We start from the raw sequence: 26,858 nt of genomic DNA, 5'->3' as shown, positions 1-26,858 counted from the left end.
GGGTCGGGTCACGGCTTCGTGAAGCGGAGCACGGCCTGGACCGCCTCGTGGTCCGAGCCGGGCGCCGTCCCGCAGCGCGTCGCGTTGATCGCCGCCGAGACGACCTCGAACGCCCCGGCGCTGACCGTGAGCCAGTCGATGCGGCGCCCCGCCTTCGGCGCGCGGTAGTTGGAGTAGGTGCCCCAGTGCGGGGTGAGGTGCGTGCCGGCGACGACCCAGGAGTCGGCGAGCCCGCCCTCGTCGAGCAGCGCCCGGTACGGGGCCGTGCCGACGTCGGTGTTGGTGTCGCCCATCACGATCGCGGGCCGGCCGAGGTCGGTGACCCGCTCGGCGACGAGCTCGGCCGACCGCAGCCGCGAGCGCCGCGAGAGGTGGTCGAAGTGCGTCGCGACGACGGTGAGCTCGCGGTTCGTCGCGTGGTCGGTCAGCTCCGCGATCACCGCGGTGCGGGGGATCCGGTTGCCCCAGCTGCGCGAGCCGGCGACGTCCGGAGTGGCGGACAGGGCGATCTGCGACCAGTCGCGCACCGCGAAGCGGCTCCGGTCGACGAAGAGCATCACGCGCTCGCCGCCGCGATCCGCGTCCCGGCCGAAGCCCATGCCCTCGAACGAGGCGCCGAGCGACTCGTGCACCCACTGCGCCTGATCGGGCAGCGCCTCCTGCACCGCGAGGATCGACGGGCTCTCCTCCTGCAGCAGGCGCCGGACGAGGGGCTTGCGGCGCTCCCACTGATCGACCGCGCGGGCGGTCAGGCGGGGCATCCGCCGGCGGATGTTGTAGGTCATCACGTGCAGCTCGGGCGCCGCGATCGGACCGATCAGCGGAGTCGGGTCGGTCATGCCTCCACCCTACGGCGGCCGTCGGAGCTGCCCGGGAGGCTTGCGCAGTCGCTCCTGCGCACCCCTACTCTTCGAGGATGACCCTCTCGCCCGCGCTCGCGGCACTCTCCGACGCCTCGTTCGTCTCCCTCACCACCTTCCGGAAGACCGGGGTCGGAGTGTCGACGCCGGTGTGGATCGCCCGGGACGGTGCGGACCTGATCGTCACGACTCCGCGGAAGAGCGGCAAGGTCAAGCGCCTGCGCAACGACCCGCGGGTGACCCTCGTCCCCTGCGACCGCCGCGGCCGCGTCGCCGACGGCGCGGCCGTCCTCGAGGCGGAGGCGCACATCGTCTCCGACGCCGACACCGTCGAGCGCCTCGGCCGCGTCTTCCTCCGCGAGTACCGCCTCGAGTACCGGATCTTCATGCTCATCGAGCGGATCGTCTCCCGCGGCGACCGCACCCGCGTGATGCTCCGCATCGCGGACCGCTGAGCGAGCCCTTCCTGCCGGTCGGCGGACCGCTGAGCGGGCCCTTCATGCTGGTCGAGTAGCCCCGCAGGGGCGTCTCGAGACCCGCCGTCCTCAGCAGGGCGGGTCTGCAGACTCACGTCCTGACGCCGGTGGATCTCGATGCGCCCGCTCCGCGGGCTGCTCGATCAGCAGGGACGTCCCGCCTACACCCCGGCCGCCGGTGGCGGATAGGGCTACGGCTGCGGGGTGCCGCGGCACTACGGTGGGGCGTCGCACGCCGGTGCCACCGCGCCTCCCGCGCACGCCGGCGCACGCAGAAGGAGCACGTATGAGCATCGGAGCAGGGATCTTCCTCCTCGTCGTCGGCGCGGTCCTCGCGTTCGCCGTGGACGTCCAGGTGGCCGGGATCGACCTCAAGCTGATCGGCTACATCCTCATGGCCGCCGGAGCGGTGGGCCTCGTCCTCGGCCTCGTCCTGATGACGCGGCGCCGTCAGGCCGTCTCGACCACCCGCTCGGCGGTCGACCCCGCCAGCGGCGAGCAGGTCACCCGTCGCACCAGCGAGGGCAACGGCCCCGTCGTCTGACCCGGGGAACGAAGGAGGGGCGTCACCGGCATCGCCGGGGGCGCCCCTCTTCTCCTTCTCGGAGCCCGGTGCGACTACTCGTCGTCTGGCTCGCCACCGGAGACGGTGTCCGTGTCGCCGCCGCCGCTGGACGTGTCGGTGCCGGTGCCGTCGGGGAGCTCCTCGGTCTTCTCGGTCTTCTCGCTCTCGGTGCCGTTGCTGCTGTCGCTGCTCATCGCCGCTCTCCCTTCGCCCCGGCGCTCTGCCGGGACGACCACTCTCCTCCGCGTCCGTCCCGGAGCGCCAGGGGGTGGCGGCGGCGGCCGCAGGAGGACACGATGTGCCGACGCCGCTGGCACAATCCCCAGCGGCAGGGCCCTCGCCTCCGGTTGACTGGAGGCGCTCCGCCGACCGACGGCGGCACTCTGGAGGAGACATGGCGAACCACCGATTCGAGCTGCGGTCCGGACGCGGGATGGGCGTCTCGGCCGCCGGCGACCCGATCGCCGACCGGCTGGTCGTCTTCTGCCACCCCACTCCCGGCGCCGGCGGCTTCGACCCCGACCCCCTCGTCACCGGACCCTGGGGCCTGCACCTGCTCATCCTCGACCGCCCGGGCTACGGCGCCTCCGACCCCGTCGACGCGCAGCACGGCCGCGTGCAGGACCGCGCCGACGACCTCGCGGAGTACCTCCGCCGCTCCGAGCGCACCGCCCGCGACGTCGACGGCGCCCGCTTCGGCAGCGTCGGCGTGGTCGGCTGGGGCTCCGGAGGCGCCTTCGCGCTCTCGCTCGCCGCGCGGCACCCGGACCTCGTCGACCGCATCGCGATCGTCGGCACTCCCGCTCCCCCGCAGGCCGGCGCGCTCGTGCACCCCACGTCGGCCTGGGAGCGGCGCCAGACGCTGCCGGGTGAGGACGCCGCCGGGATCGCCGCGACGCTCCCCGAGGACGTGCCGGGTCTCGACTCGCTCGGCGTCGACCCCGGCGACCCGGTGCTCGCGAGCCACGGCGGGCTCCGCAACCGGCTCGAGCGGATGCTCGGCGAGGGCTGGCGCCAGGGCCCCGGCGGCGCCGCGACCGACCTCGTCGCGCTCCGCGACGGCTCCTGGGCCGACGAGCTCGACCGGGTCACCGCCGAGGTGCTGATCGTGAACGGCGACGCGGACCCGGTGGCCGGGTCCGAGGACGCGCGCTGGTTCCGCTCGCACCTCGCCGACGCCCGCTCCGCGACCGTCGACGGCACGGGCCGGCTGGCGCTGGTGCGCGAGTGGCGCCGCATCCTCGACCACGTCGCTCCGCTCGAGCGCGGCGCGCAGGGCCGATGACCCGCCGCGCCCTCCGCCGACGCGGTTCCGCCCGCCGCGGGGCCGCACGACTCGGCGCCGGACCGCTCGCGCTCGTCGGCGCGATGGCGGTGTCCGGAGCGATCCACCTCGCGCGCCCCGCCGTGTTCGAGCGCGCCGTCCCGCGGGCGATGCCCGGCTCGGCCCGCGGCTGGGTGCTCGTCTCGGGCGTCGCGGAGCTCGCCTGCGCCGCCGCGACGCTCCACCCGCGGACCCGCGCCGCCGGCGGTGCCGCCTCCGCCGCCCTGATGGCCGGGGTCTTCCCCGCCAACGTGCAGATGGCGCTCGACGCCCGGCGCCCGCGGACCCGGGCGATCACCCTGCTGCGGCTGCCGCTGCAGATCCCGCTCGTGCTCTGGGGCCTGCAGGCCGCGCGCTCCACCCCGCGCTGAGGCCGCCCGCCGAGGCGGACGCAACCCCGAGCGGGGTCAGGGAGTGCGCTGCTACCGTCCAGGCATGAGCGACCAGAAGGCGGATGATCGCCGAGACCAGCTGACCAGCGCACCGAGGGCGACGGAGGCCGACGCGGCCCCGCGCATCGACGTGACGACCACCCCCGCGGGCGACACCCGCATCGACATCCGCGACGACGCCGCCGTGCGCCCGGGCCGGGTCGACGCCGACGGGAACGAGCTCGACGAGGACGAGGACGGCGCCGATGTCTGAGCTCAAGCGCGCCGCGATCGTCTACAACCCCGTCAAGGTCGACCTGGAGGCCGTGCAGGCCGCGGTCGCGCGCGCCCAGGAGGCCGCCGGCTGGGACGAGACCCTCTGGTTCGAGACCTCGTTCGAGGATCCGGGAGCCGGCCAGACCAAGGAGGCGCTCGAGCAGGGCGTCGACACGGTGATCGCCGCGGGCGGCGACGGAACGGTCCGCGTCGTGGCGGAGGCGCTCCTGGGCTCGAAGGCCTCGCTCGCGCTGCTCCCCTCGGGCACCGGCAACCTGCTCGCCCGCAATCTGAACCTCACCCTCGACGACGTGGACAACGCGCTGACCGTCGCCTTCTCGGGCGAGGACCGCGCGATCGACATCGGCATGATCGATATCGAGACCGCGAAGGGCCGCGACCGCAAGGCCTACGTGGTCATGGCAGGCCTGGGCATCGACGCGAAGATGCTCGCCAACACCGACGACGACCTGAAGAAGCGCGCGGGCTGGCTCGCCTACGTCGACGCGCTGCGGAAGGCCCTGCTGGACAAGAACCAGCTCGAGTTCCGCTACTCGCTCGACAAGGCGAAGACGCGCAAGGTGCGCGCGCACACGATCATCGTCGGCAACTGCGGCGCCCTGCCGGCGAACATCCTGCTGCTGCCGGACGCGGCCGTGGACGACGGCGAGTTCGACATCGTGCTGCTGCGCCCCGAGGGCTTCCTCGGCTGGGCGCAGATCATCTTCAAGGTGGTCTGGGAGAACGGCGTGCTGCGCCGCAGCGGTGTGGTCGGCAAGAAGCTGATGGGCCTGACCAAGGAGGTCTCGGCGCTGCGCTACGTGAAGGGCCGCGAGCTCGTCGTGCGCCTGGAGAAGCCGCAGGAGATCGAGCTGGACGGCGACCCGTTCGGCACGACCTCGGCGTTCCGCACCTGGATCGAGCCGGGCGGACTGACCGTGCGGGTGCCCGCCGCCTGAGCGGGAGCGCGGACCCGCCGCCTGATCGGCAGGCGGCGGGCAGCGGCGAGCGACTGCGGCGCGGGTTCGGGTCCCGTACCCCATGCGCTTGCATGGACAGAGCGACCCTAGTGCGGATTCCGTCGTGAGGGCAATGGATTCCGCGCCTTCGACCCCCGATCCGTCGCGGAACAGGTGGTTCTGCTCAGCGGACCGCGCCGATCGCAACGGATTCCGCACGGCGCGCCGGGAGCCGCCGTCGTGCGGTGCGCCTCTCCGCCGAGGCGTCTCCCCGCCCGTCAAGCGGGAGAACCGGGTCCGGTCCCTCCACTACGGTTCCCTCCATGGGCTTCTTCGACCGCAACGACCCCCCGGCCGCTCCCCCGGCAGCACCCCCCGCCGAACGGCGGCCGACGGTGTGGACCGACGGACTCGGGCGGTTCGCCCTCCGCTGCCTCCAGGCGCTCATCGTCCTCGGACTCGCCGCGGTCCTCGTCTTCGCGATGACCCAGCTGACGCTGGTGCTCATCCCGGTGCTGATCGCGATCATCCTCGCCTCCGCGATCCACCCCCTCCTCGCCTGGATGCGCCGCAGGGGCGTGCCGTCGATCCTGGCGACCTGGATCGCGCTGATCGGGCTGCTCGCGATCCTCGGCGCCATCGGCTGGCTGATCACCGTCGCGGTCCGCAACCAGTGGGACGAGCTGGTCAGCAGCGCCTCCGACGGCATCGCCTCGCTGCAGGACTACGTGCAGCACCTGCCGTTCCAGATCGACGAGCAGCAGATCGAGGACGCCCGCCAGAGCGTCGTCGACTTCCTCACTTCGAGCTCCTTCGGCTCCGGCGCCCTCGCCGGCGCGGCGGCCGCGGCGAACTTCGTCACCGGCCTGGTGCTGATGATCGTCGTCCTCTTCTTCTTCATGAAGGACGGCCCGAAGATCTGGGAGTTCCTGCTCCGCCCCTTCACCGGCTCGAGCTACGACCGCGCCAAGCGCGTCGGCGGCAAGACCGTCGACGTCCTGGGCGGCTACATCCGCGGCACGGCGACCGTCGCCGCGGTCGATGCGATCGGCATCGGCGTCGCGCTGGCGATCCTGCAGGTGCCGCTGGCCCTCCCGCTCGCGGTCATCGTCTTCCTCACCGCGTTCATCCCGATCGTGGGAGCGACGGCCGCCGGCATCCTCGCCGCGCTCGTCGCCCTCGTCGCCAGCGGACCCGGTGCCGCGCTGATCGTGATCATCGTGGTCATCGCGGTCAACCAGCTCGAGGGCAACTTCCTCCAGCCGGTCGTGATGGCCCGCTCGCTCAAGCTGCACCCGCTGATCGTGCTGATCGCCCTGACCATCGGCACCGTGCTCGCCGGCATCGTCGGCGCCGTGCTCGCCGTGCCGATCGCCGCGGTCGCCTGGGGCATCGTCTCGGTCTGGAACGGCCCCGACCGCCCGGCCGAGCCCGCCCGGCAGAAGCGCGACGAGAGCGTCTGACCCCCTCGGATCTCCGGCCCCGCTCGGATCGCCGACCCCGCGGGATCGTCGGGCCGCGCCCCTAGGGCGTGCGCCCGATGATCCCGTCGCGCAGCGCCTGGCGGCGCAGCGCGATCTTGGTGCTCACGCCCACGCCCTCGGCGCGGTACTTCGCCCGCGCGTTGCGGAGCGAGCTGCGGGCCGCGTCCTGGGTGATCCCGAGCTCGGTCGCGACCTGCTTGAGCGAGAGGCCCTCGACGAAGAGGCCGACGATCCGGCGCTCCCGGGCCGTCAGCGGCCCGGCGCCGCCGCCGCCGAGCAGAGCCCTGGTCTGCGGGGTGAGGAAGCACTCGCCGCGCGCCGCGGTGCGGATGGCCTCGAGGATGACCTCGGTCCGCTCGCTCTTGACCAGGTAGCCGCGCGCGCCCGCCTCCAGCGCGCCGGCGACGGTCTCGGGCTGCGAGTGCGTGCTGATGATGATCGTGGCGGCGCCCGAGGCGGTGATCGTCCGGATCTTCATCGCGAGGTCGAGGTCGTCGCCGAGGTCGATGTCGAGCAGCACGACGTCGGTGGGGAAGCGCGGGTGCGCCAGCAGAGCGGTCCAGCTCGGGGCCGTCGCGACGACGCGGATGTCGGAGCCGGAGCGGTTGATCCACTCCGTGAGGGCGCTGAGCAGGATCGGGTGGTCGTCGAGGATCGCGAGGGCGATCCCGGGAGTCCCGCTCGTCGTCGTTCCGTCGGGGGCGCTCACGCCGGCCGCCCCGGCGGTCGGTGGTCCAGCTCGATCGTCGTCCCGGTGCCCTCCGGCGAGGCCCGGTGCGCTCCGATCTCGCCGAGGATCCCCCACACCGACGGATCGACGTCGCGCGGTCGCAGACCGGGCGCGCGGAGGACGATCCGCACCGGCGCGGCCGCACCCTCGCCGTGCGCGAGCAGCAGCTCGATCGGCGGGCGGCCCGCACCCGCCTGCGTCGTCAGCAGCCAGAGGACCGAGAGCAGTCGCGAGCGGTCGGGCGGAGCGAGGGCGGCGGCGACCCCGCGCGGATCGCGGACGAGCACCGACCCGGAGAGCAGCGCCGACTCCTCCACCGCGATCAGGAGCCAGGTGCGGTCGTGGCTGCGCGCGAGCACCTCGCGGAGCCGGTCGCCGAGCACCCGGGCCCGCTCGCCGATCTCGGCGCCGGGGACGGCGTTGCGGGCGACGACCTCCTCGAGCAGCTCCGCGATCTCCGCATCGACCCGGGCCAGCTCCGCCGCGGCGAGGCTGCCCGGGCCCGTGCCCGGTCCGTCGACCACGCTCACAGCCAGGGTGCGGTCGAGCCCGCGGTGCACGTGGCGGTCGAGCGCGGTGAGCAGGGCCGCGGAGACCGCGACCGGGGTGGTCGCCAGAAGGACGTTCCCGACCGCGATGGCCGACCCCTCGCCGGTCGTCACCGCGTGGCCGAGCAGTCCGAGCAGGCTGAGCGCGACGAGCCCCGCGATCGCACCGGTGCTCCGCGAGGGCGGCTGGACGCCGAGCAGTGCGATCACCGTCGCGCCGACCCCGATGCAGACCGTCGGGTAGTAGAGCGGCGCCGGCGACGGCAGCGCGTAGTCGGCGAACTCCAGCACCAGCGCCACGGCGTCGACGACGACGACGCCCGCGAACACCGAGCGGGGCAGCTCGCCGCGCCGCGTCACCACGACGAGGATCCCCACCGCGAGCGCCCCGAGCACCAGGGCCCAGGAGAGGCCGGAGAGCCAGGTCGCCGACCGGTCGTTCAGCGCCCAGAGGAAGGAGGCGAGTCCGCGGACGACCAGCGCCGCGGTGATCGCGAGGAAGCCGACGCTGAGGTAGCTGGCGGTGAGGCGGTGCGTGCGGGTGATCCGCTGGCGGACCGAGTCGAGCGTCCGCGGTCCCTGGCCGGCGGCCCGGACCAGCTCGACGAGCGTGCCCTCGCCGGCGCGGTCGGCGGCCCCCGCCGGGGCGGTCATCGCGGCACGCTCATCAGGACGGTCGTGCCGGCCCCGACCGCGGAGAACACCCGGACCGTGCCGCCGACGGCCTCGATCCGCCCGACGACCGACTGCGCGAGCCCGAGCCGCGACTCCGCGACAGTCGAGGGGTCGAAGCCGCGACCGGCGTCCGAGACGGTCACGCGGACCGAGTCCTCGCCCTGGTCGAGCGTGACGTGCGCCGTGGCCGCACCGGAGTGGCGGCGCACGTTCTCGAGGCACTCCCCCGCCGCCCGTGCGAGGGCGTCGAGCGCCGGCCCGCGGAGGAGGACCTCGAACCCTGAGTCGGCGGCGCCGGTGTGCCAGCGCACTTCCACGCCGAGCGCCTCGGCCCGGCGGCCCACCTCGGCGAGCACCGGCGGCAGCGCGCTCCCCTCCTCGGCGGCCGTCGGGGCGGGCTCCGGGTCGGCCCGGTCGAGCCGCCGCAGGAGGGCGAGGTCCGCCTCGGCCTGAGCGCGCAGCGTCGACGCGGGGACGCCCTCGCCGCGGTGGGCGAGGAGGGTGAGGGTGGCGAGGATCGTGTCGTGCATCAGGCGCGCCTCGCGGCGGCGCTGCGCCTCGCTCTCGCTGGAGCGGCGCTCGGCCGCGTGCGCCGTCAGCAGGCGCGCGGTGCCGGTGTGGGCGCGCTCGACGCTCGAGGCGAGCCAGCGCGCGCCGATGACCGCGATGATCCAGCAGACCACGACGGAGAGGCCGACGAACAGCCCGCGGCCCGACCCCCAGGTGGCCGCCGTGCCGAGGGCCAGCGCCGGGAGCCCGGCGAGCACGGCCGCCGCGCCGAGCCGCGCGGACGAGCCGATCGCGAGCAGCCCGGCGGGGAGGGCCATCGAGGCGAGCATGGTCACGCAGCTGAGCACCGTGCGGTCGCCGTCCTGGACGCCCGGGCCGAGGAACGCGGCGAGCGCGGCGAAGCCGAGCACGAGACCGGCGAGCACCGCCCGGGCACCGCCCGGCCCGGCCCGGCGGGAGGAGAGCTGGATGGCGGCGCTGACGAGGAGGAGGAGGGCGCTCGGCAGCACGACGACCAGCTCGGCCGGGGCGAGCAGAGCCAGGTGGAGCGCGGAGGCGCCGGCGAACACTCCGCCGGCCCGCCGCGCGCAGGCGATGCCGACCTCCGTCTGCTCGCGCCGGAGCTCGAGCGCGTCGGCCGTCGCGGGATCGGCGCCGGGGATCGCGGAGCCCGGGATCTCGGCACTCGGGAGCAGCATCGACACCTCGCCGGGGAGGGGTGCGCGAGCCGCACCCGGAGTTGCATCGTGGCACAGGGGAGGGGCGCGCGCGGAGCCGTTCTGCACTCCGCGGTCGCGCTCGGGCGCTCGTCTCCCGTAGAGTGGGGTCATCTCCTGGGCGATCGCCCGAATTCCACGGCTGAGAAGTCGCACGACGACGAAGAGACTCAGCCCCTGATAGAGACCGCATCGATCGAGCGCATCGCCCTCGATCCGCCGGTTCGAACGCCCGCCTCACCCGCGGGTACCGCCCTTCACAGGACGCCGCGGAAGCCGCGCCGTTCCTCGTTCGACCCCCGCCCCTCCGACACCCTCGGTGAGCGGGACGTTCTCCCCCGCGCAGACGCACTCCCCACGAGGAGCCGCGCTCTCCGCCCCACAACGACCCGGTTCATCCGGCCGACGCGTGTTTCACCCGTGGCGGCCGAGCGGATCGGGTACCGCACAGCTGTGCGAAATCTAACGACGGCCGCTCACGCGGACGTCACCATCACGTAAGGAAAAGAAATGCCTACTGGCACCGTTAAGTGGTTCAACTCCGAAAAGGGCTTCGGCTTCATCGCTCCCGACGACGGAGGCGCCGACGTGTTCGCGCACTTCTCCGCCATCGCCAAGGAGGGCTACCGCGAGCTCGTCGAGAACCAGCACGTCGAGTACGACGTCGAGCAGGGCCGCAAGGGCCCGCAGGCCGCGAACATCCGCGGCGTCGGCGAGTAATCACCGACCTCTGCGTCATTCGGCCCCCGGGCCGCAGCGACCTCTGAACGCCCCGTCCCCCGCGATCCTCGGATCCGGTGGGCGGGGCGTTCGTCGTTCCCCGCCGACCTGACCGGAACGCGCCACGGCGGTATCCTCGCGAGCATGGGACGACTGATCTACGGGCCGCAGTCACTCGAGATCGACTTCGACGATCGACTGCTCGCCCATCTCAAGGTGGCGATGTTCGCGAAGATGCGGCGGAACGAATCGTTCAGCCTCTCCTGGACCGAGCCGGAGTCGAGCGGCTACGGCCGCAGCTCCGTCTGGATCCACCCGACGACGCCGCTGCACTTCCGCTTCCACGGCGGCCGGCGCCCCGCGCTGAACCGCGCCTGGATCGACGAGCTGATCGCCCACGCGAACAGCACCGGCGAGATGGTCCTGAGCGCGGAGCCCGACGAGCGCGTCTGACCCCCGGACTCAGACGACGCGGGGGCGGGCGGTGTGCACGAGCTCCTCGTGCGGCAGCGCACGCAGGCGCGCCGCGATCTCCTCGCGGGCGGTGGCGTCGACCGAGGCCCAGGCGTACTCCTCGGGCCACAGCGGGGTGAGGGTCACCAGCTCGACGTCGCCGGTCGCCAGCTCGAGGCGCTCGGGCAGGCCGCCGCCGCGGAGCCCCAGCAGCACGCCGACCGAGCCGTTCTCGTCGGTCCAGGCCGGCGGGGCGGCCGCGCCCGCCAGGATCGCGGTGTCGACGCCCGTGCGGCAGCAGACGCCCTGCAGTGCCGCGAGCCGCGCCGCCTCGTAGAGCACGCGGAACTGCCAGTGGTTCCAGAGGTCGGCCGCGGGGATGCCGCGGAGCGCGGAGGTCTCGAGGCACAGCTCGAGGCCGAGGCCGGTGCCGGGGCGGGCGAGACGGTCGAAGGGGTCGCTGAGTCCGTCGGTGGCCAGCACCACGGAGGGCCCGCGCTCGACGCGGAGGAACGCTCGGTGGTCGGTCGGCCAGCGGGCGCCGCCGCGCACCCCCGGGTCCTCCGTCGAGACGACGACGGTGCGGTCCAGGTCGCCGACGCTGCGCCAGACCTGCGCCCGGTCCTCGGCCACGGCCTCCGCGAGGGCCCGCCGCTCGTCCGGGGTCCAGCGGAGCTCCCGGGTGCGGTTGAACAGCAGCGACATGAGATTCTCCGTCCACGCGGCGGGCGTGCCGCGTCCTCCGGAACCGTACGGGTCCCGCCAGGGGGGCTCCTCCGAGCAACCGGAGTAGTTCCTGGACGCCGGACCGCGCCGGGGGCGGGCTCAGCCGAGCGGATTCACGCCGTTCTGCCGCCAGCGCTCGTCGGCGAGCTGGCCCGAGCCGGCCTCGCCCTCGTGCGCGCCGAGCGGCTCGGCCTCGCGCCGCGCCTCGGCCGGGACGGCTCCGAGCGAGGTGCCCGCGCCCTCCGCCGTGCTGCCGGGGGCGAGCAGGCCCTCCTCGTCCTCGCGCGAGCCGACCTCGTCCTCCGGGGCGTTCTCGGTGCCGCTCTCGGCCATCGAGTCGTAGGGGTGGTCGGGGTCGGCGCTCTCCTCGGGAGTGGTGCTCTCCTCGTTGTCGGCGTCGGCCGGCTGGACGTCGTCGGGGTGCTCGACGTTCGCCGAGCCTCCGCTGGTGAATCCGGCGAACTCGGGGCTCTCGTCTGCACTCATGGCCGCCACGGTAGCACCGGGCGGCCAGCGCCTAGGCTCGGGGGACGACCGCCTCGGCGGCACGACGACGGGAGCGGGAAGTGCGACGACTGGGTTACGAGCGGTTCGGCGGACCGGACGTGCTCTCCTGGCGGGAGGCCCCCGTGCCGATGCCGCGGCGCGGTGAGGTGCTGGTGCGCACGCGCGCCGCGAGCATCAACGCGACGGACGAGAAGATCCTCTCCGGCGCCGCCCGGATCATGGCCGTCGGCCGGAAGCGCCCCTACGGCTTCGGGCTCGACATCGCCGGCACGGTCGAGGCGCTCGGCCCCGGCGACCACTCCGTCTCGATCGGCGACCGCGTCGTGGGGATGACCCGCGACGGCGACGCCTTCGCGGACGCCTCGATCGTCCGGAGCCGCTCGCTGGTGCCGCTGCCCGACGCCCTCGACGACGTGCAGGGGGTGACGCTGGCGATGTCCGGCGGCACCGCGATCGGCACGGTCGACGCCCTGCGGGTCCGCGCCGGCGAGCAGGTGCTCGTGGGCGGCGGCTCCGGAGCGATCGGGAACCTCGTCGTGCAGCTGCTCCTCCGCGCGGGCTGCACCGTCGCCGCGACCGGCTCGGCCGCGTCCGCCGACACGCTGCGCGCGCTCGGCGCCGAGCCGCACGACTACCGGCTGCTCGATCTCGGCGTGCTCGGCGGCCGCTTCGATGCGGTGCTCGACGTCTCCGGCCATCTCCCGGCGAAGGACGCCGCGCTCCTGCTCGCCGACGGCGGGCGCTACGCCACGCTGGTGCCGAGCGGCCCGGACCTCGGCGCCCAGGCGGCGAGCCTCGTCCGGCGCGGCAGCCCGCGGGTGAGCAACCTGATCGTCACGGCGAGCGCCGAGCGGATCGGCCGCGCGGTGTCGCTCGCCGTCTCGGGCGAGCTCGTCCCGACGGCCGGCGCCGTGCACCCGCTCGACGAGATCGTCGCCGTGCTCGCGCGGCGGGCGCAGGGCACCGACCGGACGATCGGCAAGATCGTCTTCACCGCCGACGACGCGGCTCCGCTGAGCTGACCGGGGCGGCGCCGACCGGGGCGTGGGCCTCCTCCTCGCGCGGCGCCGCGCCGCCGAGGGAGAGGGTCGCCGCGAAGCCGACGGCCAGGAACGCACCCGCGGCGAAGGCGGCGAAGCGCGTGCCGTCCGAGAGCGCCTCCCCCGCGGCCCGCGCGACGTCCGCGGTGCCGGGGTCGGCGGCGAGACCGGCGATGGCCGCTCCCGAGGAGTCGACGACGGCGTCCACGGTGCTGCTGACCTGCGCGGCCTGAAGGCCCTGCTCCTCCAGCGACGAGGTGAGCACGCCCGCGGTCGAGGTGTAGAGGATCGTGCCGAGCACGGCGATGCCCAGCGCCGAGCCGATCTGCCGGGCGGTCGACTGGGTGCCGGAGCCCTGCCCGCTGAGCTCGACGGGCACGTCGCGGAGGACGACGCCGGTCAGCTGCGCGGTGGCGAGGCCGACGCCGAAGCCGTAGACGGCGAGGAAGGGGACGAGCGCCCACCACGGCGTCGTGTCGGAGACGACGGCGCCGATGCCGACGACGCCGACGATCTCGGCCGCGAGCCCGACCCGGACGATCAGCACCGCGGAGACGCGGTTGCCGAACGCGCCCGCGAAGCCGGAGGCGACGAAGGAGCCGAGCGCCAGGGCGATCAGCACCAGCCCGGTCTGCACCGCGGTGTAGCCGAGCACGTTCTGCAGCCAGATCGGCAGCGCGAGGATGATGCCGAACTCGCCGAGCGAGACGATCATCGCGGCGATGCTGCCGTTGCGGAACGAGGCCAGCCGGAAGAGCCGCAGCGAGAGCATCGCCGAGCGCCCGGCGCGCTCGCGGGCCCGCGCCCAGAGCACGAAGGCGATCGCCGCGAGGACGGCGACGACGAACGCGACCGGCACGGGCGAGGGCAGCCACCAGCCCAGGCTCCGGCCCTCGATCAGACCGAAGACCAGGCCGGCCGAGGCGACGACCGAGAGCAGCGCGCCCACCAGGTCGACGCGGCCCGCGTCCGGCTGCCGCGACTCGTCCACGAAGAGCAGCGCGCCGACGACGATGACGATCCCGAGCGGGATGTTGATCCCGAAGGCCCAGCGCCAGGAGAAGTCGGTGGTGAGCCAGCCGCCGAGCAGCGGGCCGACGGCGGTCATCCCGCCGATCGTCGAGCCCCAGACGGCGAAGGCGATCGCGCGCTCCTTGCCGCGGAACGTCGCGTTGATCAGCGACAGCGTCGACGGCAGCACCATCGCGCCGCCCACGCCCTGCACCACCCGCGAAGCGATCAGCAGATCGCCGGTGGCCGCGAGCGAGGCGGCGACCGAGGACAGCGCGAACAGCGCGATGCCGACGACGAGCATCCGGCGCCGGCCCCAGCGGTCGGCGAGGGTGCCGAAGGCGAGCAGGAGCGCGGCGAAGACCAGGGTGTACGACTCCTGCACCCACTGCACCCGGGTCGAGGTGATGCCGAGGTCGGCGACGATCGACGGGATCGCCACGTTCACGATCGTCGAGTCGACGATGATCGTCGCCACGCCGAGGCTGATCACGATCAGTCCGATCCAGCGGCGCCGAGCTGCTGCGAGAGCCATGATGCCGTCCTCCTCCGCCCCGAACTCGGTCCGGAGCTCCATTAGTAAGCCAGCTGACTATATGCCTCGGCGGGCCGCTCGCGCCAGGGTGGCGCGTGGAGGAGGGTCCGGAACAGTAGCGGCCCCCGCGCCGCCGGACAAGGGCGAGAACCGCTCAGGGAGCGTTCGTCAGGATGGTCGCATGCCCGCATCTCCCCGCTCCTTCCCCTATCCCCTCGGCGTCTCCCTCCGCGGCGACGCCGGCGCGAACGCCGCCGTCTACTCCGAGACCGCCGACAGCGTCGAGGTCTGCCTCTTCGACGAGTCCGGAGCCGAGACCCGCGTCACCCTCTCCGAGCGCACCGGACACGTCTTCCACGGCATCGTCCCCGAGATGACGGTCGGCACCCGCTACGGCCTGCGCGTCGACGGCCCCTGGGACCCGGCCAACGGCCTCCGCCACAACGCCGCCAAGCTCCTGCTCGACCCGCACGCCACCGCGATCGAGGGCGGCTACGACTGGAGCGAGGACGTCTTCGGCCAGTTCTACGAGGACGCCGAGAAGCGCAACGACGCCGACGACGCCGACGCCGTGCCGCGCTGCGTCGTGACCGACCCCGACTCCTTCGACTGGACCGGCGACGAGGCCCCGCGCATTCCGCTGGACGAGACCGTCGTCTACGAGGTGCACGTGAAGGGCTTCACCCAGCTGCACCCGGACGTGCCCGAGGACGTCCGCGGCACCTACCGCGGTCTCGCGCACCCCGCGGCGATCAAGCACTTCACCGACCTCGGCGTGACCTCGGTCGAGCTGCTGCCCGTGCACCAGTTCGTGCAGGACTCGCACCTCGTCGAGAAGGGCCTGCGCAACTACTGGGGCTACAACTCGCTCGGCTTCTTCGCGCCGCACAACGAGTACTCGCACGCGGGCGACGACGGCTCGCAGGTCGACGAGTTCAAGGCGATGGTCAAGGCGTTCCACGAGGCCGGCCTCGAGGTCATCCTCGACGTGGTCTACAACCACACCGCCGAGGGCAACGACAAGGGCCCGACGCTGTCCTTCAAGGGCATCGACAACGGCTCCTACTACCGCCTCGTCGAGGACGACCGCGCGAACTACTTCGACACCACCGGCACCGGCAACAGCCTCAACGTCGCGCACCCCGCGGCGCTGGGCCTGATCATGGACTCGCTGCGCTACTGGGTCACCGAGATGCACGTCGACGGCTTCCGCTTCGACCTCGCGACCACGCTCACCCGCCAGACCGGCGAGGCCGAGGTGCACAGCGCCTTCCTCGACCTGATCGCGCAGGACCCGGTGCTCGCGCCCGTCAAGATGATCGCCGAGCCGTGGGACACCGCCGGCTACCAGGTGGGCGGCTTCCCCGCCGACTGGTCGGAGTGGAACGGGAAGTTCCGCGACGACGTGCGCGACTTCTGGCACGGAGCCGACTCGGTGCTCGGCACCACCGCCCAGCGGATCCTCGGCTCGCCCGACGTCTACGAGGCCGACAAGCGCTCCCCCGTCTCGAGCGTCAACTTCGTCACCGCGCACGACGGCTTCACCCTCGCCGACCTCACCGCCTACTCGCGCAAGCACAACGCGGCCAACGGCGAGGACAACAACGACGGCGAGAGCGACAACCGCTCCTCCAACAACGGGGCCGAGGGCGCGACGGACAACGCCGCGGTCAACGAGCGCCGGGCGCGGATGCGCCGCAACTTCCTCGCGACGCTGCTGCTCTCGGCCGGCGTGCCGATGATCCTCGGCGGCGACGAGATCGCGCGCACCCAGGGCGGCAACAACAACGCCTACTGCCAGGACGACGAGATCTCGTGGTTCGACTGGGAGAAGGCGGACCTGAACCTGCTCGCCTTCACCCGCGAGCTGATCGCGCTGCGGAAGGCCGAGCCGGCCCTGCGGCCGAAGTGGTTCCGCCGCGCTCCCGGCGACGGCCCCGAGACGGTCGACATCCTGCGCTCCGACGCCGCGGGCTTCGCCGACGAGGACTGGGACAACCCGGACGCCCGCTCGATCACGTTCGTCTTCCGCTCCGAGGGCAGCGCCAGCTTCGCGCTGCTGATGAACTCGGCCGAGAACGGCGTCGAGTTCACGGTGCCGGACGCGCCCGGTGCGGAGTGGGTGCTCGCAGCCTCGAGCGACCCGGAGCAGGTCGTCGAGGGCGAGGTCACCACGCTGATCGTGCGCGACGCGTCCTTCACACTGCTGCGCTCCGCCGCCTCCTGATGACCGGGCCGGGCGGGACGTCGCGGCGCCTGCGCTTCAGCGGGCGCATCGCGGGGTTCGGCACGGCCTCCGGCACCCGGATCGTGCTCGGCCTTTGGGAGAGCACGCCGTTCGGCGCGTTCGCCGACGCGATGGTCGAGCGGGCGGACGGGCACCGGATCCTGATCGCGCCGACCGACGAGGTCGCGGACTTCATCGGCTCGACCTACGCGTTCGACGAGGTGCGGATTGCGCCCGTCGCCTGGCGTCGCGTCTCCGGCGGGATCGAGGCCTCCGCTGGATCGCTGGTGCTGTCGCTGCGGCTCGGCGGGCTCACCCCGCTGGGCCGGCTGCTGCGCATCGTGCCGCGGCCGCTCGCCGAGCACCCGGCCTGGCTGACCGCGATCTCGCCGGTCGCGTCGGTGCTCGTGCGCGGCGTCAGCACCGCCGGCTCGGCCGGCCACGGGAGGCGGGAGTACTACGGCGTCCGCGCGATCCGCTCGATCCTCGGGGTCACCGCGTCGCTCGACGGCGAGGACCTCGGCGCGCTCGGACTCCTGTCGCCGCCGGTCCGCTTCGGCTTCTCGTCGGCGCCGGCCACGCCGGCGATCGTCGATGTCACCACCACCATCACGCTGCCGCGGGCGACCGCGGCGGCCCAGGAGAGAGGAAGCGCCTCGTGAAGAAGGGCGACAAGATCAGCTGGAACACCTCGCAGGGCGAGACCCACGGCGAGCTGGTCGAGAAGAAGACGAAGGAGTTCCACTTCGAGGGGCAGAAGTTCAACGCCTCGGACGACGAGCCCTACTGGATCGTGCAGAGCGACAAGACCGACGCGAAGGCCGCCCACAAGGAGTCCTCGCTGAAGAAGAAGTAGCGGCCCGGTGCGCCGCTCGTCTCGCCCTCCCGGGTCAGGCGCCGCGGCGCACCAGCTCGTGCACCCAGGCGAGCTTCTCGGCGATCGCGGGCGTGATGACGAACGGGTAGAGGTCGTCCTTGCCCATCGAGCGGTTCACGCTGTTGAGGGCGAGCGAGAAGCCGTGCCAGCGGGCGAGGATCTCGGGCGTCTCCAGATCGGCGACGCGCTGCGCGCCGGTCGCCTGCACACTGCCGACCAGCGACTCGGGGAGGCGGCCCCAGGGTCCGGCGACGGTGAGACCCACCGTCGCCGTCGTCTCCAGCGCGTCGGCGATGTGCAGGTAGTGCGCGAAGGTCTCGGCGAAGTCCTCCCACGGGTGCGTCGTCGCGTACTGCGAGATGTGGTCGCGGGCCCAGTCCTCGGTCGAGGCGCCGCCGTAGTGCGCGTCGAGCGCGGCGCCGTAGTCGGCCCGCTCGTCGCCGAACAGCGCTCGGAACGCGGGAAGGAGCGGCGTGCCGTCCACGAGCAGCTGCCAGTAGTAGTGGCCGATCTCGTGCCGGAAGTGGCCGAGCATCGTCCGGTACGGCTCGCCGAGCCGCGCCTTGAGCGCCTCGCGGTGCGCGTCGTTGCCTTCGGCGAGATCGACGGTGATCACGCCGTCGGCGTGCCCGGTCGTCACGGAGCCCTGCGCGGAGGACAACAGCTCGAAGGACAGCCGCCGACCGCGGTGCACCGGCAGGTCGAGGTGCCGCAGCTGGCGCAGCAGCCGCCGCTTGGCGAACTCGGCGACGGTCAGCTGGCTCAGCGTCGCCGCGTCGTACACCGGCGGCCGGGCATTGGTCAGCGCGCAGGAGGCGCAGGCGCCGCCCGTCCCCGCCGCGGCCAGCCAGGTGCAGTCGATCGTGCCGCGATACACGCAGAGCGCGCGCCCCTCCGCCTCGACGAGCTCGTCCGCCTCGACGTCGTACGCGAGCGCCGTGCCGCAGCGCAGGCACCGCGCGTCCTCGAACTCCACCCGCGCCTCGCAGTGCGGACAGCCGAAGACGCGCATGACGGGCGAGTTTACCCGCCTCCAGGCCCCTCGAGACCTCGCCGGCGCCGGCGCCGGCCATATCGGCGAGGACATCGACGACGACGCTCCGGATCCCCGAGAACGCCTCCGGCGATGAGTCCGCCGCCCAGGAGAGCGAGGGGAACTGCGCCACGGTGCCGAGGAACTGCTCGTCCTCCTGCGACCACCGGACCCGATAGGTGCAGCGCTCCACGTCGGTCATCGTCGCTCCCTTCCCACTTCTCGATCGCCGCGAGCACCTCTGCTCGACGCGACCGGACGAGTATCACGGACGGTCTCAGCGAGACAGAGATGCCGCGCCAGATCGCGTCGCCCTCGCGATCGACTCGTCGCCGCGCGGTAGAGAGGTGCGATGGACGTCAAGCAGGTCGCCGAGCAGCTCGGTGTGACTCCGCGCCGAGTGCGGGCGATGATCGCCGCGGGCCGGATCGAGGCCAGGAAGGTCGGTCGGCGCTGGGAGATCGTGGAGGTGCCCGAGGTGCGCTCGCGCCGGCCGCTCTCCGCCAGGTCGCGGCGGCTGCTGGCCCACGCCCTGCACGAGCGGACCCTGTCGGGCCTCGAGGGACAGGAGCGCGCCCGGACCGCCGCGCGCATCCGCCTGCTTCGGGCGTCGCCCGACCCCGCCGGGCTGCTGGCGGACTGGTGGGGCGGGACTGTGGAGTCCGGGCTCGTCGACTTCGGCACGAATCTCGTGCAGCACGCGCTCCACGGCGACCCCGCCTACGTGCGGGAGGCTCTGCACCGACCGCGACGCGAGTACCTCCGGCGCCCGGAGGATCTGGCGGATGTCGTCGGCTCGGAGCGACGCATCCAGGGCCTCTCCACCGACGAGCTGGCGCACGCCGCGGGGGTGGCTGCCTCCGACGTGCGACGCCTCGAACGCGGACTGCCGATGTCGACGCCCTCGACCGCGCGACGGGTGCTGGACGTGCTGGGCGTCGAGCCGACGGCGCTTCCCGACCTGGACTGTCGATGACGGAACGCCTGGAAGGCAAGCCCTCCGTCGCGCCGGCCCGGCGGGGCGACGCCGGGGCTAGGCGATGCGGATCAGCTTCTTGTTGACGAACTCCTCGAGGGCGCTGCGGCCCATCTCGCGGCCGGTGCCGGAGCGCTTGACGCCGCCGAAGGGGAGCTCGGCCGCGTCACCCAGGACGAGGTTGATCCAGACCATGCCGGCGTCGATGCGGTCGGCCAGGCGGAGGGCCTGCTCCGAGTCGGTCGTGTAGAGGTAGGAGCCCAGACCGTAGGGGGTGTCGTTGGCGAGGGCGATCGCCTCGTCCTCGTCGTGCACCCGGTAGAGCGCGGCGACGGGGCCGAAGAACTCCTCGCGGTACGCGTTCATCTCGGGGGTGACGTCCTCGAGGACGGCCGGCGGGAAGAAGTTGCCGGTCACCTCGCCGCTCGCGCGGACGGTCGCGCCCTGCTCGCGGGCGACGGCGAGCTGCTGCTCGAGGCGCTCGGTCGCGGCGGCGGAGGAGAGCGGGCCGAGGAGGGTCCCCTCGGCGAAGGGATCCGCGGGCTGCGCGGCGGTGAAGGCCGCGGTGAACTTCTCCGCGAACGCGTCGTAGAGCCCGTCGATCACGATGAAGCGCTTGGCGGCGTTGCAGGACTGGCCGTTGTTGTCCAGGCGCGCGGCGACGGCGTCCTCGACGGCCTTGTCGAGGTCGTCGGTGGAGAGCAGCACGAAGGGGTCGGAGCCGCCCAGCTCGAGGACGACCTTCTTGAGGTTCCGACCGGCGATCTCGGCGACGGCCGCTCCCGCGCGCTCGGAGCCGGTGACGGAGACGCCCTGCACGCGCGGGTCGGCGATGACGGTCGCCGCCTGGTCGTTGCTCGCGTAGAGGTTCACGTAGACGCCGGCGGGGGCGCCGAGCTCCTCGGCGGCGGTGCGGAAGATGTCGGCGATCGCGGCGGCCGACTCCGGGCACTGCGGCGCGTGCTTGAGCAGGATCGTGTTGCCGTTCACCACGTTCGGGCCGGCGAAGCGGGCGACCTGGTAGTAGGGGAAGTTCCAGGGCATGATCCCCAGCAGCACGCCCAGGCCCGAGCGGCGGACGAACGCCGAGCCGGTGCCGTCGGTCAGCGCGATCGGCTCGTCCTTCAGGAACTCCTCGCCGTTCTCGGCGTAGTACCGGTAGATGTCGGCCGCGAAGCCCACCTCGCCCTGCGCCTGGTCGAGCGGCTTGCCCATCTCGCGGACGATGATCTCGGCGAGGGCGTCGGCGCGCTCGACGTGCAGGTCGGCGACCCGGGCGATCAGCGCGGCGCGGGTGGCGACCGGGACGGTCCGCGACCAGGTGGAGTACGCGTCGTGGGCGGCGGCGATCGCCTCGGACACCTCCGCGTCGGTCGTGCCGGAGTACTCGCTCAGCGTCTCGCCCGAGGCCGGGTCGATGACGGCGTAGCTGCTGCTGCTCATGCGGGGAGTGCTCCTTCACGGTCGCGGCCCGGCGCGGTCGCGTCGGCGGTGTCGTCGTTGTGCGGGTCGTCGGCGGCGTCCTCGGCGAGGATCTCCTGCGCCAGCCGCCGCCCGACGCGGATCGCGCCGTCGACGTGCTGGTAGCCCTCGGCCGCGAGGTCGCTCGAGCCGAAGCGGAGCGGGCCCACCGGCTCGAGCTGCAGCGCGCCGTAGCGGGTCAGTCCGCCGAGGTCGAAGCTCGCGGCATACGCGCCCTGCGTCCACTCCTCCGACGCCCAGTCGCTCTCGTAGTAGACGACGGGGTCGAGCGCGGCGGGGCCGTAGTACGCGGCGAGGGAGTCGAGGATCGCGGCCTTCCGCTCGGCCTCGTGCAGGGCCAGCACGCGGTCGGCCTTCTCGTCCGAGACGAAGCCGACGAGGGTGCCGCGCTCCTCCCCCGCGTTCGAGTTGTCGTAGGCCTCGTGCACGAGGGCGTGCGGGCTGAACGCAGTGCCGGAGAGGCCGTCGGCGCGCCAGAACGGGGTCGCGTAGGTCGCGTGGACCTTGATCACGAGGCCGAGGGACTGGTGCTGCAGAGCCTGCTGGCGCAGCCGCGGCAGCGGCGGGTCGAAGGTGATCCGGTTGACGAGGTTCGGCGGTACGGCGACGATGGCGCGGCGCGCCCGCACGGTGACGCCGTCGGCGCGGACGGTCACGCCGTCGTCGCTCCACCGCACCGAGTGGACGGGTCGGCCGAGCAGGACCCGCTCGGCGCCCACGCGCTCGGCGAGCCGCTCCGGGACCTGCTGCAGCCCGCCGAGGACGCGCTTGTCGAGGATGAAGTCGGCGTCGACGAGGTTGCCGAAGCTGCCCGCGCTCGCCGCCATCAGCAGCGCCTGCAGCAGCGAGAAGGAGTGCGCGGGCTTGGTGAGCATGGCGTCGGCGATGAAGAGCGCGATGTTCGCGCGGGCCTCGGCGTCGTCGCTCTGCGCCTCCAGCCAGGCGCTGAAGCTGATCCGGTCGTAGTCGTGCGCCCGCGGGTGCGACCACGGCGCGGCCGGGTCGGTCTCGGCGACGAGGCCGTCGAGGATCCCGATCAGGCGCTCGATCTCGGCCTCGGTGCTCGCACCGCCGGGGAAGATGTCGCCGGTGAAGCGCCGGGCGCCGCCGTCGGCGCCGATGTAGACGCTCTCGCCCTCGCGGTAGCGGGAGTAGGTGGCCAGGCCCAGCTCGTCGAGCGTCTCGAGCAGGGCGGTCTGGTCCGGCGAGACCCACTGGCCGCCGAGCTCGAGCATCTGGCCCTCGATCACGCGCGTCTCGAGGCGGCCGCCGACGCGCTCGCGCGCCTCGAGGACGACGACGCGGCGCCCCGCCTCCTGCAGCCGGAGGGCCGCGGTGAGGCCGGTGGCTCCGGCACCGATCACCACGACGTCGCAGTCGAGGTCGGCTTCGAGGGCGGTCGCGCTGGACTCCACCACGCTGTGCATGACAACTCTTTCCGTCGGTGATCCCCGCTTTCGACGAGGGATTGCGAACAATTCTGGCACAGCAACGGTGGAGAAGGGCAGTGGGTGTCCTTCGAATGCCGCCTTCCGGAAAATACATAGGCGTGCTATATTCAACCACGTGCTCGAACCGTCCGCTCCCGTCCGCCTCGCCTCCGCCGCCACCGCTCTCGCGCGGTACGCCGGCCGCTCCAGCGGCGCCACCGGACTCGGCGCGCAGTCCGGCGCCGTCTGGTCGACGCTCGCCGAGCTGCGCACCGCCTCCCCGATCCGCCTCGGCGAGCTCGCCGAGCGCGTCCGGGTCACCCAGCCGACGATGACCGGCATCGTCGCGCGCCTCGACGAGGCCGGCTGGATCCGCCGCGTGCACGACGAGAGCGACGGCCGCGCCTGGCTGATCGAGGGCACCGAGGCGGGATCCGCGGCGCTCGCCGAGCACCGCCTCCGCCTCGACACCGCCCTCGCCCCGCTGTTCGAGGACCTCGACGACGACGACCGCCGCGCCCTCGAGCGCGCCGCGAGCCTCGTCGAGGAGCGCGTCCGGCGCGTCGCCGGCCCCTCCGGCCCCTGACCCCCTCTCCCCGCACGACCCCTCCCCCGAAAGGCCTCTCCGTGTCCACTCCCCACTCCCCCGCCGCGGGCGGCTCGATCCTCCGGCAGCCGCTCGCCGTCTGGGCCGTCGCCTTCGCTGCCGTCATCGCCTTCATGGGCATCGGCCTCGTCGACCCAATCCTCCCGGCGATCGCCGAGAGCCTCGAGGCGACGCCGACCGAGACCTCGCTGCTCTTCACCAGCTACCTCGTGATCACCGGCGTCGTGATGTTCTTCACCAGCTGGCTCTCCAGCCGCATCGGCGCGAAGAAGACGCTGATGATCGGACTGGTGCTGATCGTGGTCTTCGCGGCGCTCGCCGGCACGGCCGGCAGCGTCGAGGGCGTCATCGGCTTCCGCGCGGGCTGGGGCTTCGGCAACGCGCTCTTCATCTCGACCGCGCTCTCGACGATCGTCGGCGCGGCCAGCGGAGGATCGTCCGCGGCGATCGTGCTCTACGAGGCCGCGCTCGGCGTCGGCATCGCGATCGGCCCGCTGCTCGGCGGTCTGCTCGGCTCGGTCTCCTGGCGCGGTCCGTTCTTCGGCACCGCCGTCCTGATGGCCGTCGGCTTCATCGCCATCGCGACCCTGCTGCGCGAGGACGGCCCCCGGCCGACCCCGACGCCGCTCTCCGCGCCGTTCAAGGCGCTCGCGGTCCCGGCGATCCGCACCCTCGCCGGCGCGGCGCTCTTCTACAACATCGGCTTCTTCGTGCTGCTGGCCTACACGCCGTACCCGCTCGGGCTCGACGAGATGGGCCTCGGCTTCACCTTCTTCGGCTGGGGCCTCGGCGTCGCGATCACCTCGGTGTTCGTCGCTCCGCTGCTCACCGCGCGGCTGCCGCGCACCGTCGTGCTCCGCTCGGTGCTGGTGCTGCTCGCGCTCGACCTGGTCGCCGGCGGCCTGCTGATCTCCTCGCGGGTCGGCCTGATCGTCTGCATCATCGTCGGCGGCCTGCTGCTGGGCGTCGTCAACACCGTGCTCACCGAGTGCGTGATGGAGGCGACCGACCTGCCGCGCTCCGTCGCCTCGTCCGCCTATTCCGGCGTGCGCTTCCTCGGCGGCGCGATCGCTCCGCCGGCCGCCTCGGCGCTGGCCGCGGCGATCTCGCCGGCCTTCCCGATGTACGCGGCGGCGGGCGCGGTGCTGATCGCCTCGCTGATCGTCTTCGTCGGGCGGCGGACGCTGGCGCGCGCGGACGCGCACGGCCAGGAGTCGGAGGCCGTCGAGGCCGACGCGATCACGCTCGGCGAGAGTCTCTGACGGTGCTCACCAGGAGGGGCGTCCCAGCCGCCCCTCCCGCAGTCGACTCCTCGACGTGACCGGGTCCCGCGGAGCGTCTCGCGTTCGCTGCGCGGAATCGCTTGGCACGCGATTCCGCGGGATGCTCTTGCGCCCTGCTTGCGGAGATGCTCCGAACGGAGCAGTGGCTGGGCACGGGTGCCGCTGTGAGGGCCGCTCATGCTGATCGAGTAGCCCGCGCAGCGGGCGTATAGAGATCCACCGTCGTCCGGGCTCGGGCCCTCAGGGTGCGACCTCGAACATCCGGGGGCGGAGCGGCGCGGTGCGCGGGTCCGCGGCGCAGGCCGCGAGGGCGGCCGCCAGCACGCCCGCGGCCGGCCGCGCGTCGCGGACGTAGACGTCGACGCCCGCCGGGGTGAACGGCGTGCGGGCGAAGCGGGTCAGCGCCCAGCCGGCCTCCTCGTCGGCGGCGACGAAGGACCAGCGGCTGCGGGCGAGCAGCGTCAGCGGCTCGACGCCCCGCCAGCGGAAGCCGTCGAGATCCGCCGGATCGGGGGCGTCGATCCCCACTACGTAGCGCGTCGAGCGCCGGCCGCGCCAGCTGACGACGTCGCCGACCTCACCGCTCGGCAGCGGCGCGTAGGTGATCGCCACTCCCTCGCGCCCCCGCCACAGCGGCAGGCTCGAGCCGCGGACGAACCAGGTGCCGGTCGCCAGGTGCCTCACGGCAGCGCGTGCTTGACGTTGGAGCGGGCCAGCGCGATCGCCTCGCCCGCGCCGCCGTTCATCACCATCTTCGACATCGCCAGCGCGAAGCCCTTCACCTGCGCCCCGGTGACCGTCGGCGGCAGCGAGAGCGCGAGCGGATCCGTCACCACGTCCACGAGCACGGGCCCCGGGTCGGCGAGCGCGTCGCGGAGCGCCGCCTCGACCTCGCGCGGGTCCTCGACCCGGATCCCCCGGATGCCGACCGCCGTCGCGACCTGCGCGTAGTCGACCATCGGCACGTCCACCGCGAAGTCGGGGAAGCCGTCGACGAGCATCTCGACCTTCACCAGCCCGAGCGTCGAGTTGTTGAAGACGACGATGGTGATCGGCAGCTTGTACGCGGCGACCGTCACCAGCTCGCCCATCAGCATCGAGAGCCCGCCGTCGCCGCTCAGCGAGACGACCTGGCGGCCGGGCTGCGCGAGCTGCGCGCCGACGGCGTGCGGCAGCGCGTTGGCCATCGAGCCGTGCGAGTACGAGCCGAGCAGCCGGCGGTGGCCGTTCGGCGTGATGTAGCGGGCCTGCCAGACGTTGCCCATGCCGGTGTCGGCGGTCACGATCGCGTCGTCCGCGAGCAGCGCGTCGAGCGTCGAGGCGACCAGCTCGGGGTGGATCGGCCGCTTCGTGGCGACTTCGGTGTACTTCCCGACCACGCCGGAGACGAGCTTCTCGTGCTTCTTCAGCATCTTGTCGAGGAAGCGGTGGTCCTTCCGCTTCACCAGCGGGGTCAGCGCGTCCAGGGTCGCCGCGACGTCGCCGTGCACGGGGTGCGCGACGCTCACCCGGCGGCCGAGCTTCGACGCGTCGCTGTCGACCTGGGCGATCACGACCTCCGCCGCATCGGGCAGGAACTGCTCGTAGGGGAAGTCGGTGCCGAGCAGGATCAGCAGGTCGGCGTCGTGCATGCCCGCGTGGGCGGCGCCGTAGCCGAGCAGCCCGGTCATGCCGACGTCGTAGGGGTTGTCGTGCTGGATCCACTCCTTGCCGCGCAGGCTGTGCCCGATCGGCGCTCCCACGAGCTCGGCGAACGCGACGACCTCGTCGTGCGCGTGCCGCACTCCGGCGCCGGCGAAGACCGCGACCGTCTTCGCGTCGTCGATCGCCTGCGCGAGCGCTCGGACGTCGGCCGCGGCGGGCACGAGGGTCGGCGGCTCCGGCAGCACGAAGGACGGGAAGTCGCCGACGGCCTCGAACTCGGCCACGTCGCCCGGGAGGGTCACCACGGCCACGCCGCGGAGCGCGACGGCGCTGCGCATCGCCGCGTTGACGACCCGCGGGGCCTGCGCCGCCGTCGAGACCAGCTCGCGGTAGTGCGAGCACTCGACGAAGAGCCGGTCGGGGTGCGTCTCCTGGAAGTAGCCGGAGCCGATCTCGCCGCTCGGGATGTGGCTCGCGATGGCGAGGACGGGCGCTCCGGAGCGGTGCGCGTCGTAGAGCCCATTGATCAGGTGCAGGTTGCCCGGCCCGCAGCTGCCGGCGCAGACCGCCAGCTTCCCGGTGATCTGCGCCTCCGCGCCGGCCGCGAAGGCCGCCGCCTCCTCGTTGCGGACGTGGATCCAGTCGATCCCGCCCTTCGCCGAGCCGCCGCTGCGGCGCACCGCGTCGACGATCGGATTGAGCGAGTCGCCGACGATGCCGTAGATCCGGGAGACCCCGGCGTCGATGAGCTGGGCGATGAGCTGGTCTGCGACGGTCTTCTGAGCCATGGTCCCCATTCGACTCCACTCGGCT

The 26,858-nt window shown here is 73.3% G+C and carries 29 protein-coding genes; 16 read left to right on the top strand and 13 right to left on the bottom strand.

Going from position 1 to position 26,858, the window contains the following annotated elements:
* Positions 1 to 8: 8 nt before the first annotated feature.
* On the bottom strand, positions 9 to 839 hold the full coding sequence (locus GTU73_RS03980; protein ID WP_160087191.1) for an endonuclease/exonuclease/phosphatase family protein: 831 nt from the start codon (positions 837 to 839) through the stop codon (positions 9 to 11).
* A 77-nt stretch (positions 840 to 916) separates the two neighbouring features.
* Here GTU73_RS03980 and GTU73_RS03975 point away from each other — a divergent pair, with 77 nt between their 5' ends.
* The gene (locus tag GTU73_RS03975; protein ID WP_160087189.1) at positions 917 to 1,315 is read left to right on the top strand and encodes a PPOX class F420-dependent oxidoreductase; all 399 of its coding nucleotides are present in this window, start codon (positions 917 to 919) and stop codon (positions 1,313 to 1,315) included.
* A 307-nt stretch (positions 1,316 to 1,622) separates the two neighbouring features.
* Positions 1,623 to 1,880: a DUF6458 family protein gene (locus GTU73_RS03970; protein WP_160087187.1), complete on the top strand. Its 258-nt coding sequence runs from the start codon at positions 1,623 to 1,625 to the stop codon at positions 1,878 to 1,880.
* A 74-nt stretch (positions 1,881 to 1,954) separates the two neighbouring features.
* Here the strand turns inward: GTU73_RS03970 and GTU73_RS03965 are convergent, their stop codons facing one another.
* Positions 1,955 to 2,095: a hypothetical protein gene (locus GTU73_RS03965; RefSeq protein ID WP_160087185.1), complete on the bottom strand. Its 141-nt coding sequence runs from the start codon at positions 2,093 to 2,095 to the stop codon at positions 1,955 to 1,957.
* Positions 2,096 to 2,295: 200 nt separating this feature from the next.
* Here GTU73_RS03965 and GTU73_RS03960 point away from each other — a divergent pair, with 200 nt between their 5' ends.
* From GTU73_RS03960 to GTU73_RS03940, 5 genes are all read left to right on the top strand, one after another.
* Positions 2,296 to 3,186 carry an alpha/beta hydrolase gene (locus GTU73_RS03960; protein ID WP_160087183.1) on the top strand — a complete coding sequence of 297 codons (891 nt, stop codon included), beginning with the start codon at positions 2,296 to 2,298 and terminating at the stop codon, positions 3,184 to 3,186.
* Positions 3,183 to 3,596, top strand: coding sequence for a hypothetical protein (locus tag GTU73_RS03955; protein ID WP_244231764.1), 414 nt, complete (start codon positions 3,183 to 3,185; stop codon positions 3,594 to 3,596). The genes GTU73_RS03960 and GTU73_RS03955 overlap by 4 nt, the downstream gene beginning before the upstream one ends.
* Positions 3,597 to 3,660: 64 nt before the next feature.
* Positions 3,661 to 3,870, top strand: a complete 210-nt coding sequence (locus GTU73_RS03950) for a multidrug transporter (RefSeq protein ID WP_160087181.1) — start codon at positions 3,661 to 3,663, stop codon at positions 3,868 to 3,870.
* Positions 3,863 to 4,831 (top strand): diacylglycerol kinase family protein, encoded by a 969-nt coding sequence (locus GTU73_RS03945; protein ID WP_160087179.1) that lies wholly within the window; start codon positions 3,863 to 3,865, stop codon positions 4,829 to 4,831. Before GTU73_RS03950 ends, GTU73_RS03945 begins: the two co-directional genes overlap by 8 nt.
* Before the next feature lie 323 nt (positions 4,832 to 5,154).
* A complete protein-coding gene (locus GTU73_RS03940) occupies positions 5,155 to 6,294 on the top strand; it encodes an AI-2E family transporter (protein ID WP_160087177.1) in 1,140 nt (379 codons plus the stop codon).
* Between the two features lie 61 nt (positions 6,295 to 6,355).
* Here the strand turns inward: GTU73_RS03940 and GTU73_RS03935 are convergent, their stop codons facing one another.
* Genes GTU73_RS03935 through GTU73_RS03925 form a run of 3 tightly spaced genes read right to left on the bottom strand, consistent with a single transcriptional unit; the run spans position 6,356 to position 9,476 of the window.
* Positions 6,356 to 7,024, bottom strand: coding sequence for a response regulator transcription factor (locus GTU73_RS03935; RefSeq protein WP_160087175.1), 669 nt, complete (start codon positions 7,022 to 7,024; stop codon positions 6,356 to 6,358).
* A complete protein-coding gene (locus GTU73_RS03930) occupies positions 7,021 to 8,247 on the bottom strand; it encodes a hypothetical protein (protein WP_160087173.1) in 1,227 nt (408 codons plus the stop codon). Before GTU73_RS03930 ends, GTU73_RS03935 begins: the two co-directional genes overlap by 4 nt.
* On the bottom strand, positions 8,244 to 9,476 hold the full coding sequence (locus GTU73_RS03925) for an ATP-binding protein (protein ID WP_160087171.1): 1,233 nt from the start codon (positions 9,474 to 9,476) through the stop codon (positions 8,244 to 8,246). Before GTU73_RS03925 ends, GTU73_RS03930 begins: the two co-directional genes overlap by 4 nt.
* Before the next feature lie 528 nt (positions 9,477 to 10,004).
* Between GTU73_RS03925 and GTU73_RS03920 the strand changes: the two genes are divergently transcribed.
* Complete coding sequence (locus GTU73_RS03920) at positions 10,005 to 10,214, top strand: cold-shock protein (RefSeq protein WP_123444803.1); 210 nt, start codon at positions 10,005 to 10,007, stop codon at positions 10,212 to 10,214.
* A gap of 144 nt (positions 10,215 to 10,358) precedes the next feature.
* Entirely contained in the window at positions 10,359 to 10,667 is a 309-nt protein-coding gene (locus GTU73_RS03915; protein ID WP_160087169.1) for a hypothetical protein, read from the top strand.
* A 9-nt stretch (positions 10,668 to 10,676) separates the two neighbouring features.
* On the opposite strand, the gene GTU73_RS03910 is transcribed toward GTU73_RS03915, so the two are convergent.
* Complete coding sequence (locus GTU73_RS03910) at positions 10,677 to 11,372, bottom strand: hypothetical protein (protein WP_160087167.1); 696 nt, start codon at positions 11,370 to 11,372, stop codon at positions 10,677 to 10,679.
* A gap of 120 nt (positions 11,373 to 11,492) precedes the next feature.
* Positions 11,493 to 11,879, bottom strand: a complete 387-nt coding sequence (locus GTU73_RS03905; protein ID WP_160087165.1) for a hypothetical protein — start codon at positions 11,877 to 11,879, stop codon at positions 11,493 to 11,495.
* An 80-nt stretch (positions 11,880 to 11,959) separates the two neighbouring features.
* On the opposite strand from GTU73_RS03905, the gene GTU73_RS03900 reads away from it, so the two are divergent.
* Positions 11,960 to 12,922 carry an NADP-dependent oxidoreductase gene (locus GTU73_RS03900; RefSeq protein ID WP_160087163.1) on the top strand — a complete coding sequence of 321 codons (963 nt, stop codon included), beginning with the start codon at positions 11,960 to 11,962 and terminating at the stop codon, positions 12,920 to 12,922.
* Here GTU73_RS03900 and GTU73_RS03895 read toward each other — a convergent pair.
* Complete coding sequence (locus GTU73_RS03895) at positions 12,891 to 14,486, bottom strand: DHA2 family efflux MFS transporter permease subunit (protein ID WP_160087161.1); 1,596 nt, start codon at positions 14,484 to 14,486, stop codon at positions 12,891 to 12,893. The two genes, GTU73_RS03900 and GTU73_RS03895, sit on opposite strands and share 32 nt — an antisense overlap.
* A gap of 181 nt (positions 14,487 to 14,667) precedes the next feature.
* Between GTU73_RS03895 and glgX the strand changes: the two genes are divergently transcribed.
* Genes glgX through GTU73_RS03880 form a run of 3 tightly spaced genes read left to right on the top strand, consistent with a single transcriptional unit; the run spans position 14,668 to position 17,569 of the window.
* The gene (gene glgX / locus GTU73_RS03890) at positions 14,668 to 16,713 is read left to right on the top strand and encodes a glycogen debranching protein GlgX (protein ID WP_160087159.1); all 2,046 of its coding nucleotides are present in this window, start codon (positions 14,668 to 14,670) and stop codon (positions 16,711 to 16,713) included.
* Positions 16,713 to 17,375: a hypothetical protein gene (locus tag GTU73_RS03885; RefSeq protein ID WP_160087157.1), complete on the top strand. Its 663-nt coding sequence runs from the start codon at positions 16,713 to 16,715 to the stop codon at positions 17,373 to 17,375. The genes glgX and GTU73_RS03885 overlap by 1 nt, the downstream gene beginning before the upstream one ends.
* Positions 17,372 to 17,569 carry a DUF2945 domain-containing protein gene (locus tag GTU73_RS03880; protein ID WP_160087155.1) on the top strand — a complete coding sequence of 66 codons (198 nt, stop codon included), beginning with the start codon at positions 17,372 to 17,374 and terminating at the stop codon, positions 17,567 to 17,569. The genes GTU73_RS03885 and GTU73_RS03880 overlap by 4 nt, the downstream gene beginning before the upstream one ends.
* A 34-nt stretch (positions 17,570 to 17,603) precedes the next feature.
* Here the strand turns inward: GTU73_RS03880 and GTU73_RS03875 are convergent, their stop codons facing one another.
* The gene (locus GTU73_RS03875) at positions 17,604 to 18,602 is read right to left on the bottom strand and encodes a putative zinc-binding metallopeptidase (RefSeq protein ID WP_160087153.1); all 999 of its coding nucleotides are present in this window, start codon (positions 18,600 to 18,602) and stop codon (positions 17,604 to 17,606) included.
* Positions 18,603 to 18,975: 373 nt separating this feature from the next.
* Here GTU73_RS03875 and GTU73_RS03870 point away from each other — a divergent pair, with 373 nt between their 5' ends.
* Positions 18,976 to 19,599, top strand: a complete 624-nt coding sequence (locus GTU73_RS03870) for a helix-turn-helix domain-containing protein (protein WP_160087151.1) — start codon at positions 18,976 to 18,978, stop codon at positions 19,597 to 19,599.
* A gap of 57 nt (positions 19,600 to 19,656) precedes the next feature.
* Here the strand turns inward: GTU73_RS03870 and GTU73_RS03865 are convergent, their stop codons facing one another.
* The gene (locus GTU73_RS03865) at positions 19,657 to 21,042 is read right to left on the bottom strand and encodes an NAD-dependent succinate-semialdehyde dehydrogenase (protein WP_160087149.1); all 1,386 of its coding nucleotides are present in this window, start codon (positions 21,040 to 21,042) and stop codon (positions 19,657 to 19,659) included.
* Positions 21,039 to 22,508: an NAD(P)/FAD-dependent oxidoreductase gene (locus GTU73_RS03860; RefSeq protein ID WP_160087147.1), complete on the bottom strand. Its 1,470-nt coding sequence runs from the start codon at positions 22,506 to 22,508 to the stop codon at positions 21,039 to 21,041. Before GTU73_RS03860 ends, GTU73_RS03865 begins: the two co-directional genes overlap by 4 nt.
* Before the next feature lie 139 nt (positions 22,509 to 22,647).
* Here GTU73_RS03860 and GTU73_RS03855 point away from each other — a divergent pair, with 139 nt between their 5' ends.
* On the top strand, positions 22,648 to 23,097 hold the full coding sequence (locus tag GTU73_RS03855; RefSeq protein ID WP_160087145.1) for a MarR family transcriptional regulator: 450 nt from the start codon (positions 22,648 to 22,650) through the stop codon (positions 23,095 to 23,097).
* Positions 23,098 to 23,138: 41 nt separating this feature from the next.
* Positions 23,139 to 24,380: an MFS transporter gene (locus GTU73_RS03850; RefSeq protein WP_160087143.1), complete on the top strand. Its 1,242-nt coding sequence runs from the start codon at positions 23,139 to 23,141 to the stop codon at positions 24,378 to 24,380.
* A gap of 261 nt (positions 24,381 to 24,641) precedes the next feature.
* On the opposite strand, the gene GTU73_RS03845 is transcribed toward GTU73_RS03850, so the two are convergent.
* On the bottom strand, positions 24,642 to 25,085 hold the full coding sequence (locus tag GTU73_RS03845; RefSeq protein ID WP_160087141.1) for a hypothetical protein: 444 nt from the start codon (positions 25,083 to 25,085) through the stop codon (positions 24,642 to 24,644).
* Positions 25,082 to 26,833: a pyruvate dehydrogenase gene (locus tag GTU73_RS03840; protein WP_160087139.1), complete on the bottom strand. Its 1,752-nt coding sequence runs from the start codon at positions 26,831 to 26,833 to the stop codon at positions 25,082 to 25,084. The genes GTU73_RS03845 and GTU73_RS03840 overlap by 4 nt, the downstream gene beginning before the upstream one ends.
* Positions 26,834 to 26,858: the final 25 nt, after the last annotated feature.

Origin of the sequence: Rathayibacter sp. VKM Ac-2804 (assembly GCF_009866655.1) — a bacterium.
In the GTDB taxonomy this organism is placed as follows: Bacteria; Actinomycetota; Actinomycetes; order Actinomycetales; family Microbacteriaceae; genus Rathayibacter.
Note: the sequence above shows the minus strand (reverse complement) of the source record. Positions and strands in the feature narration are given on the sequence as shown.